Below are 18,373 nucleotides of genomic sequence, written 5' to 3' on the forward strand. Positions count from 1 at the left end.
TAATCTGCGAAATCTTTGACGATATTCTTGCTTACTGTGCAAAAAGTTGGCTCGTAAGGTACCAACTCTACCAACCCTATGGAAACGGCTCGAACCGACCTGATTTCGGCGACGACACGCTTCATCCATTTTCTGGAAGAGGCTGGGCTGCCCGCCGGCAGCGACGAATACCGGCTGTTTTTGCCTGCCCTGATGTTTGCCTGGACGGGTGAAGCCGCCGACCCGCTGCCGCCGGGCCTGCTGCCGTCAGACGTAGACGCCGCCGCGGTAGAGCAGGCGCTGGCCTTCAGCCGGTTGGTGGGGCAGGTGACGCGCCTGTTCGACCAGTTGCGCCGCGCCGCCGACCTGCCGCTGGGCATTGATGGTTACATGCTGATGTTGCAGGCCTTGCAAAAAGGACACGGCCGTTCCACTCCCACCGACCCCGATGCCCTCAAACGTCTCTGCCGCATCGTCTGGGCCAACTCCCCCACCGAGCAGGCCATCATAGACGCCCACTTCGACCAGCTTGTCACCATCCAGCTACCCGCCGACCAACCGGCCGACGCGCCAGCGCCGGAAGGCCCGGCCGCGCCCCCGCCCGAAAGCCAGCCCGACCAGACGGCCGTTCGCCCCACGACAACCGAGCCATCACCGCCGCCGCTGCAAAGCCAGCCAGGGCAGCGCCCGAAGCCGCAGCCATCCCTGCCCGCCTCCTCCACCATGACGCCGGGCGACCTGGTCATCGAAGCTGCGCCGCTCTTGCTCAGCCAGACCGAAGACCGCGAAGTGGCTTTGCAGCAATATCTGCTGGTCAACGAATACCTGCCTGTCACCCGCCGCCAGATGAAACAAAGCTGGCGCTACCTGCGCCGCCCGCGCCGCGAAGGGCCGCCGGTGGAGGTAGACGTCGCGGCCACCATTCACCAGATCAGCCAGAACGGCTTCTTCCTGACGCCGGTTTTGCGGCCCCGGCGCGTCAACAAGGCCGGTTTGCTGCTGCTGATAGACCAGGAAGGCTCGATGGCTCCCTTTCACGTTCTGGCGCGGCGGCTGCGGGAAACGGCCGTTGACGCCGGAAAATTAGGCCGCGCCGACACCTACTACTTCCACGATTGCCCGCCGCCGCCCAAAGACGCGCCGCGCCCCACCGCCGCCAATCCCTACCGCGAACATCTCCTCTATCGCCGCGAACAACTGCGCGACGTTCGGCCGATCAGCGACATCATCGGCGATTTCCAGGGGTTGGAGACCGGCGCGCTCATTTTCAGCGACGCCGGGGCCGCCCGCGGCGGTTGGGATGAGGCGCGCATCGAACACACCGCCATTTTCCTCTACCAGCTTAAAAGCGTCGGCGTTGAACACATCGCCTGGGTCAACCCCATGCCCGAAGAGCGTTGGGCGAACACTAGCGCCGAAGCCATCGCCCGGCTGCTGCCCATGTTCAGCATGGACCGGCAGGGGCTTTACCAGGCTATAGACGTGTTGCGAGGCCGCGCCGCCCGCGCATTTACCCTATGAGTACCTACAAAACCCGGCAGGCGCAGCGCGCCATCCAGCAATTTAAGGCGCGATTTGGCCCGGCGCATTTCGATTTTGCCGCTCATGCCGCGCTGCCTCTGGCTCTGTCGCCCGACCTGCTGTATGCGCTTTGGTTTAATTTCAACGAAGACGTGAACGGCCGTCCCCTCACCATTCCCTGGATTGCCGTCGCCGATTTGCTGCTCTCGCCGCTGTGTCAGGAGATCGGCCACGAGTTGTACGCCATTGCCGAGCCTTTGCGGGCCGAATTGATGCAATCGTTGGTCGCCGACCCGCGTTTTGGCCTGCTGCGCGCCCAACAGGTGGCCCAGTTTTTGGACCAATACGTAGACCGCTTTTTCACCAGCCCGGACCCCGACCTGCAAGAGTTGGGGCAGGCGCAGCGATTGGCCGCTTACGCTTACGCCAATCCGCCGCAGTTGATGAGCTATCTGGACACGGTGTATGGACAGCCGCTCGACGCCGCGCAAATGATTCGTCTGGCGACGCTGGTGGAGGCGGTCAGCCATCCCATCGCCAACTGGCCGACGGCCGCGCCGGAGACGAAAGCGCAGTTTGCCCGCGCCCAAACCATCAGCCAAAGCCTGGCGACCTACGCCCGCGGCGACACGGCCACGGCCGTTGCCACCCTCCAGGCCGCTTTTGCCACGCCGGACGAAATCGCCATTGGGGAAACGGCCGTTCCCCTGCCCGCCGATTTGCGCGCCGAACTGGCCCCGGAAACGACCGGCGAAACCGGCCCCGATGCCGCCGCCGACCTGACCGCTTTTTTTGCCGATTTTGTCAGCCGCCAGCTTGATGATGGTTCCGGCAAGTTGGAAGCCGCCTTGCGCGCCGTCGCCCACTGGTTGGACGATCCGGCCAGCGGCCCGCTGCTGCTGATCACCGGGCAGGTTGCCAGCGGCAAAACGGAACTGGCCGTCAACGTTGTCAAAAACACGCCGCCGGGTGGTTATCATTTCTGCATGGACGGCCGTCCGGAGACTCTGGCTCCCCATTTGTTCGTGCGCAGCCTCAGCCGCCAACTGGCCGACCGTTACCCGACCTTCCGCGCCGCCCTATCCACCGATCCACCCCCAGACGCCACAGCCGGGTTAGACCTTCTGCTAGAGCGCCTGCTGCTGCAACCGTTAAATCGCTTGTTTCTGCCGACGGTTAGTTTCTCCGTTGAGTCGCCCGTCATGCCCGGCTACGTCCTGATTTTGGTGGATGACCTGGACGCTGGTACGGAACACGCCGGCGAAGCCACCATTTTGGATGTGTGCCTGCGTTTGCAAACGGCCGTGCCGCAACTGCGCTTCTTGCTCACCACCCGCCTCTCCAGCCCTGTGCGCGACGCCCTGGCCGCGACCACTTACGCAAGCTATACCCTGGATGTGGTTTATCAAAACTTCGACCTCCGCATTCAGGACGCCGCGACCAAACGACCGGCGTATGAAGTCACCGTCATGTCTTCTCCGGCGGGCGAATTCAAACAGCCGCTTCAGCGTTACGACGCCGAATCGCTCGTCCGGCGCATTCTGGACGAACTGCGCCACGTGCATCCCAATTCACCTCGCCAACCCATCGGCGCGGATTTGTTCCGCGCGTTTTTTGCCGGCGAGGTGGAGTCGCTTTTCCGCGCCAGTTATGCGCAGGCGCAGCAGGCCGGCGAACGGCTGCGCCTGCGATTGTTCCTCTCCGGGGCCGACCTGCTGGCGCTGCCCTGGGAATGGCTGCACGACGAGGCGTTGGGCTTTCTGGCCCAGCAGGAAGATATTTCTGTGGTGCGCTATACGCCGCAAACGGCCGTGTTCCGCACCCGCGCCAATCCTAAACCCATCGAAATTCTGCTGGTTACACCCAACCCAGAGCAGGGCAAAATCCTTTTCGACCCGGATAAACTGGCCTATGAACTCCAATCGCGCCTTTCGCGCCTCTCCGGGCAGGTAAATCTGACGCTTCTCAACCAGACCTCTCTGTTTTTTGACCAAATTCTGGCCGCCAACCCGGTTCATGTTTTGCATTTGATGGTCCCCATTGTTGCAGAGCGGGATGAACTGCGGCTGCTGTTCAACGTGTCCGGGCGGGGGCAAATGCCGACGGTGGATGAACTGGCGGCGATGGTGCAGGGGCGTGACGTGGCGCTGGTGGTGCTCACGGCCGTCAACGACGAGCAATGGTCGCCCACGCTGCAAGCTGCGCAAAAGCTGACGGCGGCGGGCATTCCCGCCGTTCTCGCCTGGCCGAGTCTGGCGCGAGAGCAGTTTGATTTGCTCCTGACCGCGTTCTACGAAAATTTGGCGGCTGGTGCATGGCTGGACGAAGCCATCACCGACTTGCGCCGCGCTTCGGTCACCGCCGTCGAAGGTGACGAAGCCGGGGCCGACCTGGTGCTGTTCACCAGCACGCCGCATGGCAATGTGTGGCGCAGTGAGTTAACGGCCGTTGACCTCTACGAAGCCCTGGCCGAACATTTTACCCTGACTGATTTGCAAGATTTGTGCTTCCGGTTGCAAACTGACTACGACGCGCTGACCGGCGAAGGGCGGCGCGGCAAACTGGTAGACCTGGTCGGCCTCATGCAGCGACGCGGTCGCTTGCAAGAATTGGCCCTGGCGATTTTGGACGCCCGCCCCACCGTTAACTTTGCTTATCGCCAAAAAGAGGCCGCGCCGCCAGCACCGGCCGCCACAGTGGATTCCACGACCCTGCGCCAATGGCTCGACGACTATTTCAACTTGGAAGAAATCCGGCTGCTTTGTTTTGAACTGGAAATTGACTTCGATGCGCTGCGGGGCGACAGCAAACGGATCAAAGTGGTCGAATTAGTCCAATACGCGCAGCAGCGTAACCGGCTGCCGGAGTTGCAGGCGTATATCTTGCGGCAACGGCCGTCGCTGACCCCCGCGCCAACGCCACCCGTTACCCCAGAACCACAGATTGATCCAGTAGCGCTCTATCGGCTGCTTACCGAAACCTTTACCCTGAACGACCTGCAAGAGCTGACCCTAAAACTCAACGTCTGGTATGATGATCTGGCCGGCGACAAGCTCAATCAAAAAGCGCGGGAACTGGTGCTGTATATGCAGCGACACGGCCGTTTGCCGGAACTGCTGTCCGCAGTGCAGGCGGCGCAACTACCTACAGCCCCCAAAACGCCCGCCAATGTAGAGATCGGCGAAGAATACGTCACCATTGGCGGTGTCCGCGTGCCCATTCAGCCGGAGCGCGGATCTGCTCCGGCTGTTCCCAAAGGCATCGGCGTAGAGGAGGAGTATGTAATGTTTGGCAATACGCGCCTGCCTCGCCACGACGCTGTGGATCGGTTGACGCCTGTCTTAACGGAGGCCTTCAGCAGCGATGATCTGCGTACGCTGGCCTTTGAATTGGGCGTGGATTACGAAAATCTCACCCGCACCACCCTCGAGACCGAAGCCGCTTCCCTGGTAGATGAAATTCAACGTCAGGGACGCCTGACGGAACTGATTGACCTTGTCGAAACGCGCCGACCTTCGGCTCCAGACAACTTTTCGGAGGCTGCATGACCGAATCTCTCCTCCTCAGCCAGGGCAAACTGGCCGCCTTCCTCACCTGCCAGCGCCGCTTCTACCTGCGCAGCTTGCGCCACTTGCCCTGGCCCGATACCCCCTTGGGCGACGATTCCGAAGAATCCCTGGTCCGTGGTCAGCAGTTCCACCTGGTGATGGAACGCCATTTCCTGGGCCTGGCCGCATCGCCGACAGACGTCCCCGACGGCCGTATCCAACAGTGGTGGCGCGCTTTCCAAAACCACCCACCGGCTGTCCCGCCGGGCAACCGCCTGCCCGAACATCGCCTCACCGTGCCCATCGGCCGCCACCTGCTGCTGGGCCGTTTCGATCTACTGGTGGTGGGTAAAGCCCAAGCCGACGGCCGTCCCTTCGCCCACATTTACGACTGGAAAACCGGCCACCCCCGGCGCGAACGCGACCTGCGCCAGGATTGGCAGACACGCCTTTACCTGGCGCTGCTGGCCGAAGGCGGCGCGGCGCTGGGGGGCAACGGCCGTTCCCCATCTCCCGCCGACGTCGCCATCACCTACTGGTACGCCGCCGAACCCGACGCCCCGCGCACCATCGCCTACTCCGCCGCCTGGCACGCGCAAAACTGGGCCGACATCCAGGCCATCGTCGCCCAAATAGACACCGCCCTGACTCAAGACAACTGGCCGCTCACCGACGATTGGGCCGCCTGCCGCCAATGCGCTTACCAGGTCTACTGCGGCCGTCAGGCGGCCGGGCTATCCCACCTGCCCCCACCCGACGATGCGGAAGCGCCGGACGAGGTGGATTTTCTCAACCTGGAGCCGCAAACCCCCTGAAAAAGATTTGTCCAATCTTGGAGATTGGACAAATCTCACCCCACCCTGTCATGGACTTAAGCGCATTTCGTTGGTTGTTGTCGTCGGAAGGGCAGCGTGTGTTGGCAGACACGGCCGTTCCTACCCCTGCCACCCACCTGTCCATCGCCGCTGACCTGCGCCGGCAGATTGCCCCGGCGCTGGCCCAGGCGGTGCTGGATACCGTCCTGCTGCGCCAGAAAGCGGCCGCCAAATTCAGCCGCGCCGACCAGATGTACTTCACCCGCGGGGCGTTGGAGCAGGCGTCGGGCGAGGGGATTGGCGCGTACCGGGCGCGCCGTTTTGCCGGTCTGGGCGCGGCGTGGGTGGCCGACCTGGGCTGCGGCATCGGCGGTGACGCGCTGGCGCTGGCGGCCAACGCCCATGTCATTGGCGTGGATTTGGACCCGGTGCGGCTGGCGATGGCGCGGCAGAACGTGCAAGTGTATGCGGGCGACGGCCGTTTCCAGCCCCTCCAGGCCGATTTGCGCCAGCTTGCCCCCTTGCCAGCCGACGCCCTCTTTTTCGACCCGGCCCGGCGCGACGCGCACGGCCGTCGGCTCTTTTCCGTGCAGCAGTACCAGCCGCCCCTCAGTCTGATAGAGGGGTGGCGGGCAAAGGTGGCGGCAGCGGCCGTTAAGATCAGCCCCGGTGCAGACTATGCCGAACTGCCGCCGGACGCCGAAATAGAATTCATCTCGGTAGATGGGGAAGTCAAAGAGGGGGTATTGTGGTTTGGGCCGCTGCATTCCGGCGCGGCGCGGCGGGCGACGCTGCTGCCCGGCGGCCATTCGCTTACCAGCGAACCCGGCGACCCGGTGACCATCGTCGCGCCGCAAGGCTACCTATACGAACCAGATGGCGCGGTGATCCGGGCACATTTGGTAGAAGAGTTAGCGCGCCTATTGGCAGCGGCGAAGATTGATGCGGAGATAGCTTATTTAACGGCCGTGACCCCCCAACCAACCCCTTTCGCCCGCTGCTACCCCATCGAAGACGCCTTTCCCTTCCAGCTCAAACGGCTGCGTCATTACCTGCGCCAGCGCCACGTCGGTCACGTTGTCATCAAAAAGCGCGGCTCACCCCTGGAGCCGGAATGGCTGCAAAAGCAGCTCCGCCTGCAAGGTGACGAACAGCGCACTATATTCTTAACGCAAATAGAGGGCAAAGCGGGGGTGATTGTGAGTGGGCTGGTTATATAGTTGGTCAGTTGGTTGGTCACAAACTAACCAACCAACTAACCAACATCTTCCCGATTCAAATACGTTCGCATCACTTCGCGTAATTTGCGGATGTCCAGCGGTTTGGGCAGGTAGTCATCACACCCAGCCTCCAGGCAGCGCTCCCGATCACCCACCAACACCTGAGCCGTCGTAGCAATCAGGGGTATAGACGCCAGACGCGCATCCGCTTTGAATCGCCGGGCCAACTCCAGCCCATCAATGCCCGGCAAGTTAATGTCTAACAGAATAATGTCCGGCTCCATCTTCTCTAAAATCGAGAGAGCGGCGGGGCCATCTTCAGCCCTGATCAACTCATGCCCTTCAGCCTCCACAATACGCGAGACTAAAAGCATATTAACCGGATTATCTTCGACGCAGAGAACCTGCTTACGTTCATTTGGCATAACAATTCTTGGTGTTGAACCTCACTAAAATAGTATCTCGCCCATTTTAGCAGGTATCAGAAATTTATGTAAGACTTCTTCGCTTCGGCCCGAAGGATTTTCAGGAACCCTTCGGGCCGGCAAGTAACCATAAAACAGTGGGGCTATTCCATATCCAGCGGCGCTGTGTCGCGGCGACGGCGAATATATTGCACATTAGGAATGGTAAACCAAAACGTGCTGCCCTTGCCCACCGCACTTTCTACCCAGATTTCGCCGCCATGCAGTTCAATCAGTTTCTTGGTAATCGGCATGCCCAGGCCCGTGCCACCGGCGCTGCGGTTCAAATTACCGTCAATCTGGCGGAACTGCTCAAATACAATGGAGACGTTCTCTTCTTTAATGCCAATGCCGGTGTCTTCGATAGCCACCAACAAATTGTTGTTACGCATCTGTAAGTTCAAAGCGACGTGCCCTTTCTCCGTGAATTTGATGGCGTTGCCGACAATGTTCCACATCACTTGCCGCAGGCGGGTGCGGTCCGCTTCAACAATGTCCACATCGTCGTCAATGTTGCAGTACAGAGCGAGTTTTTTGGCTTCGGCCAGGGGCGCGGCGGTGGCAATGACATCGTTCGCCATCTGGCGCATGTCTATCTCTTCATAGCGCAGCTCCATGCGGCCGGCTTCAATTTTGGACATGTCCAAAATATCGCCGATGAGGGCGCGCAAGTGATTGCCGCTATCCCGAATGAGGCGCACGTCTTCTTCCATACGTTCGTTTAAGTCGCCATCCAGCCCTTCCAGCAGCACGTCGGCAAAGCCAATGATGGAATTGAGCGGCGTGCGCAATTCGTGGCTCATGCTGGCTAAGAATTCAGATTTCAGCCGGTCAACCTCGCGCAGCTTATCGGATGCTTGCACCTGTTCGGCGAACAGGGTGGCATTTTGTACGGCGACCGCCACCTGGGAGGCCAGCGTGCGATGGATGTTCACGTCTTCTTCGGTGAAGTAATCCACCCGGTCTGCTTGCAGGTCTAGCACGCCGATAAGCCTGTCGCCCACAACCATGGGCACGGCTAATTCCGCCCGCGTGTGGGGCAGAAGCGGGTTGGGCAGGAAGTCTACAATCTTGCGCACATCATTCTCCACAATACCAACGCGGGTGCGGGCGGCGCGGGCCACCAATGATTCGGCGTTCAGGTTGATTTCGCGCCCTTCGAGGGTCATGAGTCGCCCAACCTGGTCGGCGCCGGCGCGCAGTACCAGGCGGTTGCGGTCTTCGTCTAGCAGGTAGATGTGGGTATGGTAGAGGTTAAAGCTGGCTCTGGTCAGGTCCACCACTGCCTGGAGCAGGGCGTCGGCCTCCAGCATGGTAGAAGCGGCCGTACTTACCTGAGCGACCGTTTCCAGTTGGGTGGAGAGTCGTTCTTGCTCGTTGAGGGATTCCTGGGTTTGTTCAAACAGGCGGGCCGCTTCCAAAGCCTCGGCAACCTGGGTGGAGATGGACCGGAGAAATTCCAGTTCGTCGTCACTGAGGGGGTTTTCGGGGTCGGACTGAACACCCAACTGGCCGATGATTTCGCCACCCAGTACCGTGAGGGGGATGTCCAGGCTGGCAAATGGGGCGATGGCATTGGGGTTGGCACGGCCGTCGCCATTGGTTTGGGCCGCGTTGGGCGCGGGCTGCGCTGACAGCGTGGCAACCCCCTGATGATCAAATTGATAGCCGGAGAGTGTCTTTTCTTTGTGAGCGCGGTAAGTCTCCCAGCCTTCACGGCTCATATACCGTTGAAGGGTGGTCAGTTCACTCATACGGGCGTCCATTTCTTCTCGCAGGCGCGTACTTTCAATGGCGATGGCAATCTGCCCGCACAACCCTTCCAACACCAGTTGGTCGTTGTCGCTGAAGGCGTTTAGTTTGTCGCTTTGAATGTCCAACACACCCAATACCTCATCGCGCAGTTTAATGGGCACAGCAATTTCGCTGCGGGTTTCGGCGAGAAGGGGATTGGGCTGCCAATCTGGCGCACTGGCAACATTGTCGCGTCGAACAATCTGGCCGGTGGCCGCGGCTGTACCAATCAACCCAACACCCATGGGCATGGAATGATTGAGAGCCAGCATTTTTGCCCCTATCTCACCATAACCGTAAATTAAAGCCACGGTGTCCAGGAATGGATCATAGCGCAGCAGTTGGACGTGGTAGAACTGGTAGCTTTCTTTTACCTGGTTGACAACCCGTTCATACAACCCACTTAAGTCGTGGGCTGTGGCGATTTCTTGGGCGATCTGCACGCTCAGGGCCACTTCGCGGCTGCGCGATTCCAAAGAGGCCTGGATGTTCGCCAGGAGACGAGCAGCGCGCAGGGCAATGCCGGCCTGTTCCGCCAGATTGCGATAAAACGGCAGCACCGTCTCATCGAAGAGATGTTCATCTTTGCTCATGACGGCCATGTTGCCCAACCATTCACCGCTGGCGACCAGCGGCAAGATGGCGAAGCTCTTCACGCGCGAAGTGGCGAACATTGTCTTGGTTAACTTGTCAATTCGGCCATCGGCGCTGACGTCACCACTGACAAAGATAGTTTCTTCGGCATACAGCCGGGTGATGGGCGAATCTTTCCACAGCGTGCGCATACCTAACGGCATCAGGTGGATGCCGCTGTTGAAGGTGTTTAAGGCGCGGACCACGTCTACCCGTTCGCCACCGTCGTATTCGATGAAGGCGAATGAGAGGGCAACGTTGGGGAAGTAACCGGCTTTTTGCACGATGATGTCCAGAATTTCTTGCTCGCTTTGCGCGGTAGCCAACGCCTGGTTGATTTCTAGTTGGCGCTGATTGATTTGCAGCGATTCCTGGACCTGGTTTTCGAGTTCTTTGCGTTGGTGGATGTCTTCCATCTGGACCAGGAAGTAGGTGACACGGCCGTAAATATCTACAATTGTCGAAGCATTTAAGTTGGCCCACATGGCACGGCCGTTTTTGTGGACAAACTGAAGCTGCTGGTTGATGGAGTGGATTGCCCCCGATTGCAGTCTTTGTAAGGCAAGCGTGATTTCCTGGCTGCCGTCGGCCTGAAGCAGGTCGAATAAGGCAAGGCTGAGAAATTCTTGTTCATCGTAACCCATCTGGGCGCATAAGGGATCGTTCACTTGCAGGAAGCGCCCTTCTGTGCTGACAAGCGCCATGCCCAGGGAGGTGTTTTCAAAGGAGCTGCGGAAGCGGGTTTCGCTTTCCTGGAGGGAGGTTTCCACCCATTTGCGTTCGGTGATGTCGCGGGCGAAGATGACCAGCAATGGATTTTCTTCATCGCCGACGGCCGTGTTGATGATTTTCTGCGAGATGGGAATTTCCAGGCCATCCTGGCTGAGGTAGGTCAGTTCGCCCTGCCAGGAACCCTCTTGGAGGGCGGTGGGGATGGCGGTATTGACCTGCAACGGCCGCTGCCCTTCCGCTACCAAATCGGCAATAGTCAGATTATCCAGGTCGGCTTCGTCCCAGATGCTCAGCAGCATACGGCCGTTCTCATTCACGTAAACAAGCTGGCCGTCTGGTTTGATGAGGGCAACAAAGTCGGTGGCTTGTTCCAGAATTTGCTCAACAAACCATGTTTTTATGACAGACTCAGGGAGGCGGGTATTCATTGATTGCATATCCTATCACGCTCCGTCTTTGGTCTTGCTGGGCGAAGGAGTGTTCGGGTCGGGTTCATTACCCAGGTAGATGAAGGTGCGCCGGCCAAGCGCCTGACCGATTTCTTGTACGGCCGTTTTCATAATGGTATCTACGTCGGCCGAACTGCGCACCCGGGCAGCAATCTCGCGCAGCATTTGTTCGCGCTCTGCCTTACGCGCCGTCTGCTGCAACTGCCGAATGTTTTGGATCGCTACCGCCGACTGGCCGGCCAGAGCCATCAGCCGCCGCACATCTTTTTCCGAAAATTGTGTGGCCTGCTGGTAAATGGCATTGATATAGCCCACCCACCGTCCGCCAACTACCAGCGGCACAAAGATAGTAGACTTTGCGCCAAAATGCTGTGTGTATAACGCACGCGACATTTCATCCAGGTTGGGCGTGGTCGCAATGTCATCAACGGCCGTAGCGGCATCCGGTCGCAGCATGGTTTGAGCTGACGGAAAAGCCGCCAGCGGATAGCGACTCAACACGGTATCGGCCGGCAGTTCGTTATAATTGGCAACCACCTCAATCCATTCCGGTAGTTCTTGCTCCGTCCACGGGCGGTCGAAATAGTTCAGGCTGACGATTTGCGCGTTTTGTCCGGCTACCGTATGGCGGCGAATGACCGCCAACACGTCGTCGAAGGTTTGGGCGGCGTTCAACTCAGCGCCAGCTGTATACAGCCCTTCCGTTTCAGTGAGGGCTTCCTGCTGGGCCAGTTGGGCGCGTCGGGAGGCAATAACGGCCGCTACAGGTTCCATCAATCGGTTAAACAGAAACTCGTCATCTTCGCTAAATTCTTGCGGTTCAAGCCAGTTGAATGTGATAATGCCTTGCCACAAACCGCCACTACGCAGTGGCATCTGCACGATACTGCGCCAACCTCCTAATCGGTTGGCTTCTTCTATTATGCGCGGTGTAACCCGGTTGTCTGCAAGAATGTCCATGACCAGAGTAGGTGCGTAGGCGTTTTCTTGCCACAACTCTGTGGTAGCAAATTGATCCAGGCGGATACTGTGGTATTGATTGATAAGTTCCGGCATAAATGCGCCGAAGGTCCACAAACTGACCAGGGAGAGCGGCGTATCACCATCCAGCGCTGTTTCATTTGCCGTATGAAAGTAGGAAAGCGAAGCGGTGGCGACGTTCTCATGGGGTATATGATTGATGATCGCTCCAAGAATCTCATCTTCTGTCTCGGCCAGGGATAGCGCTGTCTCAATTTCCGCCAACGTTTGCAGGGTGGCGGCGCGTTGTCTTGTTCTGGCGAAGAGGCTGGCATTTTCCAGAGCGACAGCGATGTAACCGGCAATACCAGTGAGAAGCTGTAGATCCTCCTGACCGTAAGTGTTGAATTTATAGCTTTGCACAGAAATGATACCCAGCATACGCTCACCGACGCGCAACGGGGCAAAAAGCAGCGAGGCAGTGACGTCATCCGTCTCGCCAAACAGGATGTGGGGGGTCTTTGCTTTAAGTTGAGTCACTTCTTCTTCGGCAAGGTGTCGCAGTAGCGCCTCGCCTGTTTGTATCACCTTATAGCTGTTGCTTTCTGGGTATAAGGGGAGAGTGGTTCCTACCTGCCGCTCACCGCCTTCGTACAAAACTGGGTAATGGATGGTGTTGTTAGCGGCGTCGTACAGGCCGATGTGGAAGGTGTCAATTTCCAGGACGAGCTTGATTTGCTGGTAGACCGCGTCGAGCATTTCGCCACGGTCCAGCGTTTGCGAAATTACCTGGGCGATTTGATTGAGCAGGGTCAGGCGCTCGGCTTGTTCGCCCGCTTCGGCCAGAGCGGCCTGGGTTTGGTCGAAGAGGCGCTGGTTTTCCAGGGCAAAACCAACCTGTTCCATGATGGTTTCAACGGCCGTAAAGTCACTTTCGTCCCAATTCACTTCATCGGTATCGCTGCCAAAGCCCATCAAGCCAATCACTTCATCGGCGTAGCGCACGGGCACAGCCAGGGCCGTCTCGCCATTGCTGTGCAGCGTGGTTTGCTGCTGCAGAACGGCCGTTTCCACCATCGGCGCCCACGTTTCCGGGAACAGCGCATCGCCAATCACCGCGTCGGCGGCATAAGCGGACCACTCCCGTTCAACATAGCGGCGCTGCACAGCGCGGACCTCTGCCAGAGCGTTTTCCAGATCTCGTGTACGTTCCGCCACACGCTGTTCCAAAACCACCTGCGCCTGACGTTCGCGTTCCACCAGAACGCGCAGATCGTCAATGAGGTAACTCAGACCAATGGCGAGATCCGTGAAAACGTCAATTCCTTCCGGGACTTCGATCTCTTGGTTTAGATCACCAGAAGCGGCAAAAGCCAGGAAGTTCAGCAGACCTTGTGCCTGTTCTTCTACCAACTGTTTATACTGCTCGTAGGTTAACTCTTTTGTCATAAGTTATCCCTGCCAGGCGGCGGCCGCCTGGCTGCCTGTTTGTGCCTGTTAGTTATGATTGCTCAGCCAATCCATTGCTGTGGTTTTATCAGTAAAATAACGGATGTGATCTCGTCCGCTGGCGCGCATGACAAAATCAATCAATACTTTGACGAAACGGCTCTTGCCGAGTACGGCCGTCTTGCCAAAACGCGGGTCACTCACAAAATCATTGATCGCCCGGCGGGCATTGGGGGAAACGTTTTCCAACTCCGTGGCATCCATAAATGAAACCAGGCGTTCGTCCATGCTTAATGGTTCAACATACGATTTTAGCTGCGCCAGGTAATCCCCCAAGTCATCTTCGGTGAAATCACCGCTTAGCGTGACATGAAGGATGCCGTTTGCATGCATTTGAAAAATGTGGGCCATAATTCCAGCGTACTCCTTTTTATGATTCAACTGTGCCGATAACAACTTCAGTTTCGGCCGCAACCTGGCCGTGTAGGCGCTGTAACAACTGCGCCGATGTGCCTAACTGACCAACGGCCGTTGTCGCCCCCAACATCTGCCCAATCTCTTCCCGCGCCAGGCGCAAAATGGTTTCCCGGTCTACGCCGCGCCGGATTTTATCGGTAATGGTACGGATTTGCCGTTCGCGTTCCGCCCGCTGTTCAGCTTCTGTCAGCAAACGTTGGCGGTCAATGGCAATGGCTAACTGCCCAGACAACGCCTGGTATGGCTCCAGATCCACGCCGCGGAAGAGATAAGGCTCGGTTGTCTCCAGAAAAAGACTGCCCAACTGCTGGTTGCCTACCCACAAGGGCAAGATGGCTAACGAAGGCGTGCCCATCTGCTGGAACATAAACCGCATCAATGGACTTAGCCGTTCGTCCTGCGCGACATCATTAACGGTGATTATCTCGCGTGTGTTAAACGCATCCATGTTTTGCAATACGTCCCGCGTGTAGCGCGCACCGGCGGTCGGTGGCCGGTTGCCTTTACCGCTGTACCAGTTGGCAACATGCCGGATGGCGGCGGGATTGCCCCCCGTGTCAAATTCCGTCAGGAACAAAATCAGCCGGGTCACAGCCGGGATGGGCGCGGCTTCGGCCACAGCCGCCACCGCCTCCTGCAAATTTTCGCCCGCCGTATTCAGGCGACGGCCGGCTTCATACAGATTTTCTGTCAGCAGCAGCGCCGCCTGCGTCTCATCGGTCAGGCGGATATTTTCAATACGCGCACTCAACTGCTCGGCAACGGCGGCCACGATAGCTTCAATTTCGGCCGTGTCTAGATCAGATTGGGTCGTTTCGTCCTCTTCCTGGTAAAAGGCCAGGTGGCCGATAGGCTCGCCATGCACGGTGAGCGCCTGCGCCAAATAACCATTGCCCGATGGCTGACCGGCAGTCGGCGCCAGTCCGCCATCGCCAGCATCATCTAGCGGCCGCAGTTGGCCGTAATCATAGACATATCCCTTTTCCTGCTCGTCGAAATTTTGCAAGTAACTTTCCCAGGATTCGCGGGTCAGGCGGCGGGTAAGGGCATCTAACTCGGTTACAGCCTGCTGCGATTCAGCCAGCAGCCGGGCATTTTCCAGGGCGATGGCAATCTGGGCCGCCAGCGTAGTCTGGATATTGGCATCTTCGGCCGTAAAGTAATCCGGCTGGTCGGATTGAATGTCGAGCACGCCGATCACCTGGTCGCCGATGAGCATAGGCACGGCCATTTCCGCCCGTGTATGCGGCAGCAAGGGGTGGGACAGGAAACCGGGGTCGGTTTGCACGTCGTTGATGATAACGCCCTGCCTGGTGCGGGCGGCGCGGGCCACAATGGATTGTTCCTGGTCCAGAGAGATACGCCGGCCTTCGGCGGTCATCGTCTGCCCTACTTCGCCGGCGCCGGCGGTTAGCGCCAACCCCTTGCCGGGGGCGTCCAGCAGGTAGATGTGGGCATGGTAAAGGCCAAACCGCTCTTTGGTCAGGTTAACCACTTGCTGCAGCAGTTCTTGTTGATTTTGCAAATTGGCGCGTACGGCCGTACTCACGTCGGCTACGGTTTGCAGGTCGGCGGCCTGACGGGCGAGCTTTTCTTCGGCGACAACGCGATCCGTGATGTCAATGAGGCTGGTGATAATGGCCGGCTCGCCTTCAAACTCAATGAGTCGGGCCGAAAGTAAAGCCGAGAATAATTCGCCATCGCTGCGCCTGAGCTGCAATTGGTAATTTTGTACGCTCCCCTGGCTTTGGATTTGGCTGATGACGGCCGTTCTATCTTCGCTTCTTACATAGAAGTTCGGCGTGGCATTGCCTACCAGGGTATCCAAAGGCTGGCGCACAATCTGCGCCAGGTTTTCGTTGGCGTAAGCGATTTGTCCGCTCTGTATTTTGGAGATCAACATAGGCACGGATACAGAACGTAGGATAGTCTCCGAGCGTATTTGCGCGTCGCGCAGCGCCTGTTCCGCTTTCACCTGTTCGGTGATGTCTTGGTTGGCCCCAATCGTTTTAATGGTGCGCCCTTCGTTGTCTTTAACGACGCGGAAGCGCACGCGAATGGGGATGACACGGCCGTCTTTGGTCATGTTCAACGAATCAAACTCGCGGCTGAAATTTGGATCCGTGGTCTCAAGCGCCGCAATGGTCTCCTTCTGCACAATCGCCGACTCAGTCTCCGGCACGTATTTACGGGCGTAGTCGGCGGCCAACATGGTATAGCCACCTTCCTCTTCGGCCGTTGTGCCCAACAACTTATAATATTCCGGCGTGAAGGTAAACTGCTGCGTGTCTATGTCCAGTTCCCAATAATACAAACGCGCCGCGCGTGTAGCTTCAAGGAGCCGCGTTTCATTTTCACGCAGAGTCTTTTCTGTTTCTTTGCGCTCCGAAATGTCACGCTTAATAGCAACGAAGTGGGTGATTTCACCGGCGGCCGATTTCACTGGGGTGATGCTCATATCTTCCGGGTAAAGAACGCCATCTTTACGCCGGTTAATAATTTCACCCTGCCACGCTTCGCCCTTCAGCAGAGTACCCCACATCTGCCGGTAAAACGCCTCATCATGTACGCCAGATTTAATCAGGCGGAGGCTGTTGCCGACTGCTTCCTCCCGCTCATAGTGCGTCAGACGGGTAAAGGCGCTGTTGACGTAAAGAATAGTCCCGCGCGGATCGGTGATGACAATGCTGTCGGCGGCCGCTTCCAGCGCCGAGTTGCGCAATTGGAGTTCGCTTTCAGTCTCCTGGCGCTCGGTAATGTCTATGACGATGCCCTGATAATGGGTGATTTGCCCGGCGTCGTCGTGGATGATCACCGTGCGGCTATCGGTCCAGCGCACCTGACCATCGCGGGTGACAATGCGATATTCTTGCGCAAACCGGTCCACGCCGCTGGCTGAATAATCTCTCATTTCCTGAGCTACCCGCGCCAGGTCTTCGGGGTGAATGAGAGTCGGGTAGGAAACCCGGCCGCTGAGCAGGTCTTCGGGTGTATAGCCAAACCGGGCCACGTTTTCTGAAACGTATTCCACCGTCCACTGTTCATCAGCGCGCCAACGGAAAAGGATGGCCGGGCTGTTTTCCACCACCTGATTGGCTTGCATCAAACGAAGCTGGTTTTCAAGCAGCTCTTTTTCGGCTGCTTTGCGGGCGGTGATTTCTTCTGAGACGCCGACTGTCATGATGATCGCGCCGGATTCGCCCAGAATAGGTGATTTAACGGTATGAAAAACGCCGACGTAGCCATCGTGCCGCGTGACAAATTCTTCGGGAATTTCCAGAATCTCACCCGTCTCAAAAACGTAGGCGTCGTCGCGGATATATTGTTGGGTGTAGTCTGGTTCGTTGAAGGGTGCGTCAATCAGGCCCTGTACTTCTTCGCTGCTCATGCCATAATAATCGCGGAAGGCTTTGTTGGCCCACACAATGCTGGACTTTGGCCCTTTCACCAGCACCATCTGAGTGATGGCGTCCAGGATTTGTTTGTAGCGGTTTTCGCTTTCACGCAGCGCCTGTCCGGCGATTTTTTGTTCGGTAATGTCCTGCGCAGAAGCTACAAGACCGACGGGATTGCCGCTGCCGTCTTTCAGCAGGCCAATGGTCATGAGTGTGGGGAAGGTGGAGCCATCTTTGCGCACGTGGCCGATTTCGGCGCGCTGCGGTTGACCGCTGGCGATGGCCTGTTGGTTAACCGGTTCCACCTCCTGAGCCACCTGCGCCGGGGTATGGAAGATGCTGAGGTGCTGGCCGATGAGTTCTTCGGTGGTGTAACCGTGCATGGCCGCCCAGGCGGGGTTGACAAATTGAATAATGCCATCCAGCCCGGCAACGGCCGTACCGTCTAACGACTGCTCCACCACATAACCCAAACGTCGCACCTCTTCCTGGGCGCGGGCGGCGGCCGTGGCGTCGCGGCTGATGCCGATCAGCCCCAGCAGCTTTTTGTCGGCGTCGTAAAAGGGGGTTTTCAGCGTATCCAGCAGCACGCGACGGCCGTCCGGGTAATTTACCCATTCTTCATTTTGCCGCGCCTGACCCTGAGCCATCATCTGGGTATCTTGCTCGCGGAAGAAGGCGGCCACTTCGTGGGGGAACATATCGAAATCGGTCTTACCCACAATATCGGCCGTCGGCCGGCCAGCAAATTCGGCAAAAGATGTATTGCAGCCCAGGTAGACGCCAGCCACGTCTTTGTAGAAGATCAGGTCGGGAATAGAGTCTAGCAGGCTGTTGAGTAAAGCGCGTTCCTGGCGCAGCGTATTTTCACTCTGCTGGCGCTCTGTTTTGGTTTGGGTATGGTTGTTTTGGCTGTTGCTGTCGGCCATAGTTACGG

The 18,373-nt window shown here is 58.2% G+C and carries 9 protein-coding genes; 4 read left to right on the forward strand and 5 right to left on the reverse strand.

The annotated features are described in order from the left end of the window. The first annotated feature begins 78 nt into the window (after window positions 1-78). Genes IPM39_15590 through IPM39_15605 form a run of 4 tightly spaced genes read left to right on the forward strand, consistent with a single transcriptional unit; the run spans window position 79 to window position 7,083 of the window. The gene (locus tag IPM39_15590; GenBank protein MBK8987475.1) at window positions 79-1,500 is read left to right on the forward strand and encodes a hypothetical protein; all 1,422 of its coding nucleotides are present in this window, start codon (window positions 79-81) and stop codon (window positions 1,498-1,500) included. Continuing rightward, on the forward strand, window positions 1,497-5,048 hold the full coding sequence (locus tag IPM39_15595) for a CHAT domain-containing protein (protein ID MBK8987476.1): 3,552 nt from the start codon (window positions 1,497-1,499) through the stop codon (window positions 5,046-5,048). The genes IPM39_15590 and IPM39_15595 overlap by 4 nt, the downstream gene beginning before the upstream one ends. After that, the gene (locus IPM39_15600) at window positions 5,045-5,863 is read left to right on the forward strand and encodes a PD-(D/E)XK nuclease family protein (GenBank protein ID MBK8987477.1); all 819 of its coding nucleotides are present in this window, start codon (window positions 5,045-5,047) and stop codon (window positions 5,861-5,863) included. Before IPM39_15595 ends, IPM39_15600 begins: the two co-directional genes overlap by 4 nt. A 50-nt stretch (window positions 5,864-5,913) precedes the next feature. Then, window positions 5,914-7,083: a methyltransferase domain-containing protein gene (locus IPM39_15605; GenBank protein ID MBK8987478.1), complete on the forward strand. Its 1,170-nt coding sequence runs from the start codon at window positions 5,914-5,916 to the stop codon at window positions 7,081-7,083. 35 nt (window positions 7,084-7,118) lie between these two features. On the opposite strand, the gene IPM39_15610 is transcribed toward IPM39_15605, so the two are convergent. The 5 genes from IPM39_15610 to IPM39_15630 all read right to left on the reverse strand — a co-directional run bounded on the left by IPM39_15610 (window position 7,119) and on the right by IPM39_15630 (window position 18,365). Continuing rightward, window positions 7,119-7,508 carry a response regulator gene (locus tag IPM39_15610; GenBank protein ID MBK8987479.1) on the reverse strand — a complete coding sequence of 130 codons (390 nt, stop codon included), beginning with the start codon at window positions 7,506-7,508 and terminating at the stop codon, window positions 7,119-7,121. Between the two features lie 143 nt (window positions 7,509-7,651). Beyond that, entirely contained in the window at window positions 7,652-11,134 is a 3,483-nt protein-coding gene (locus tag IPM39_15615) for a GAF domain-containing protein (GenBank protein ID MBK8987480.1), read from the reverse strand. Window positions 11,135-11,149: 15 nt separating this feature from the next. Then, on the reverse strand, window positions 11,150-13,564 hold the full coding sequence (locus IPM39_15620; protein MBK8987481.1) for a GAF domain-containing protein: 2,415 nt from the start codon (window positions 13,562-13,564) through the stop codon (window positions 11,150-11,152). A 48-nt stretch (window positions 13,565-13,612) separates the two neighbouring features. Next, a complete protein-coding gene (locus tag IPM39_15625; GenBank protein MBK8987482.1) occupies window positions 13,613-13,975 on the reverse strand; it encodes an STAS/SEC14 domain-containing protein in 363 nt (120 codons plus the stop codon). 19 nt (window positions 13,976-13,994) lie between these two features. Next, window positions 13,995-18,365, reverse strand: coding sequence for a PAS domain S-box protein (locus IPM39_15630; protein MBK8987483.1), 4,371 nt, complete (start codon window positions 18,363-18,365; stop codon window positions 13,995-13,997). Window positions 18,366-18,373: the final 8 nt, after the last annotated feature.

Origin of the sequence: Candidatus Leptovillus gracilis, from assembly GCA_016716065.1 — a bacterium.
Classification (GTDB): domain Bacteria; phylum Chloroflexota; class Anaerolineae; order Promineifilales; family Promineifilaceae; genus Leptovillus; species Leptovillus gracilis.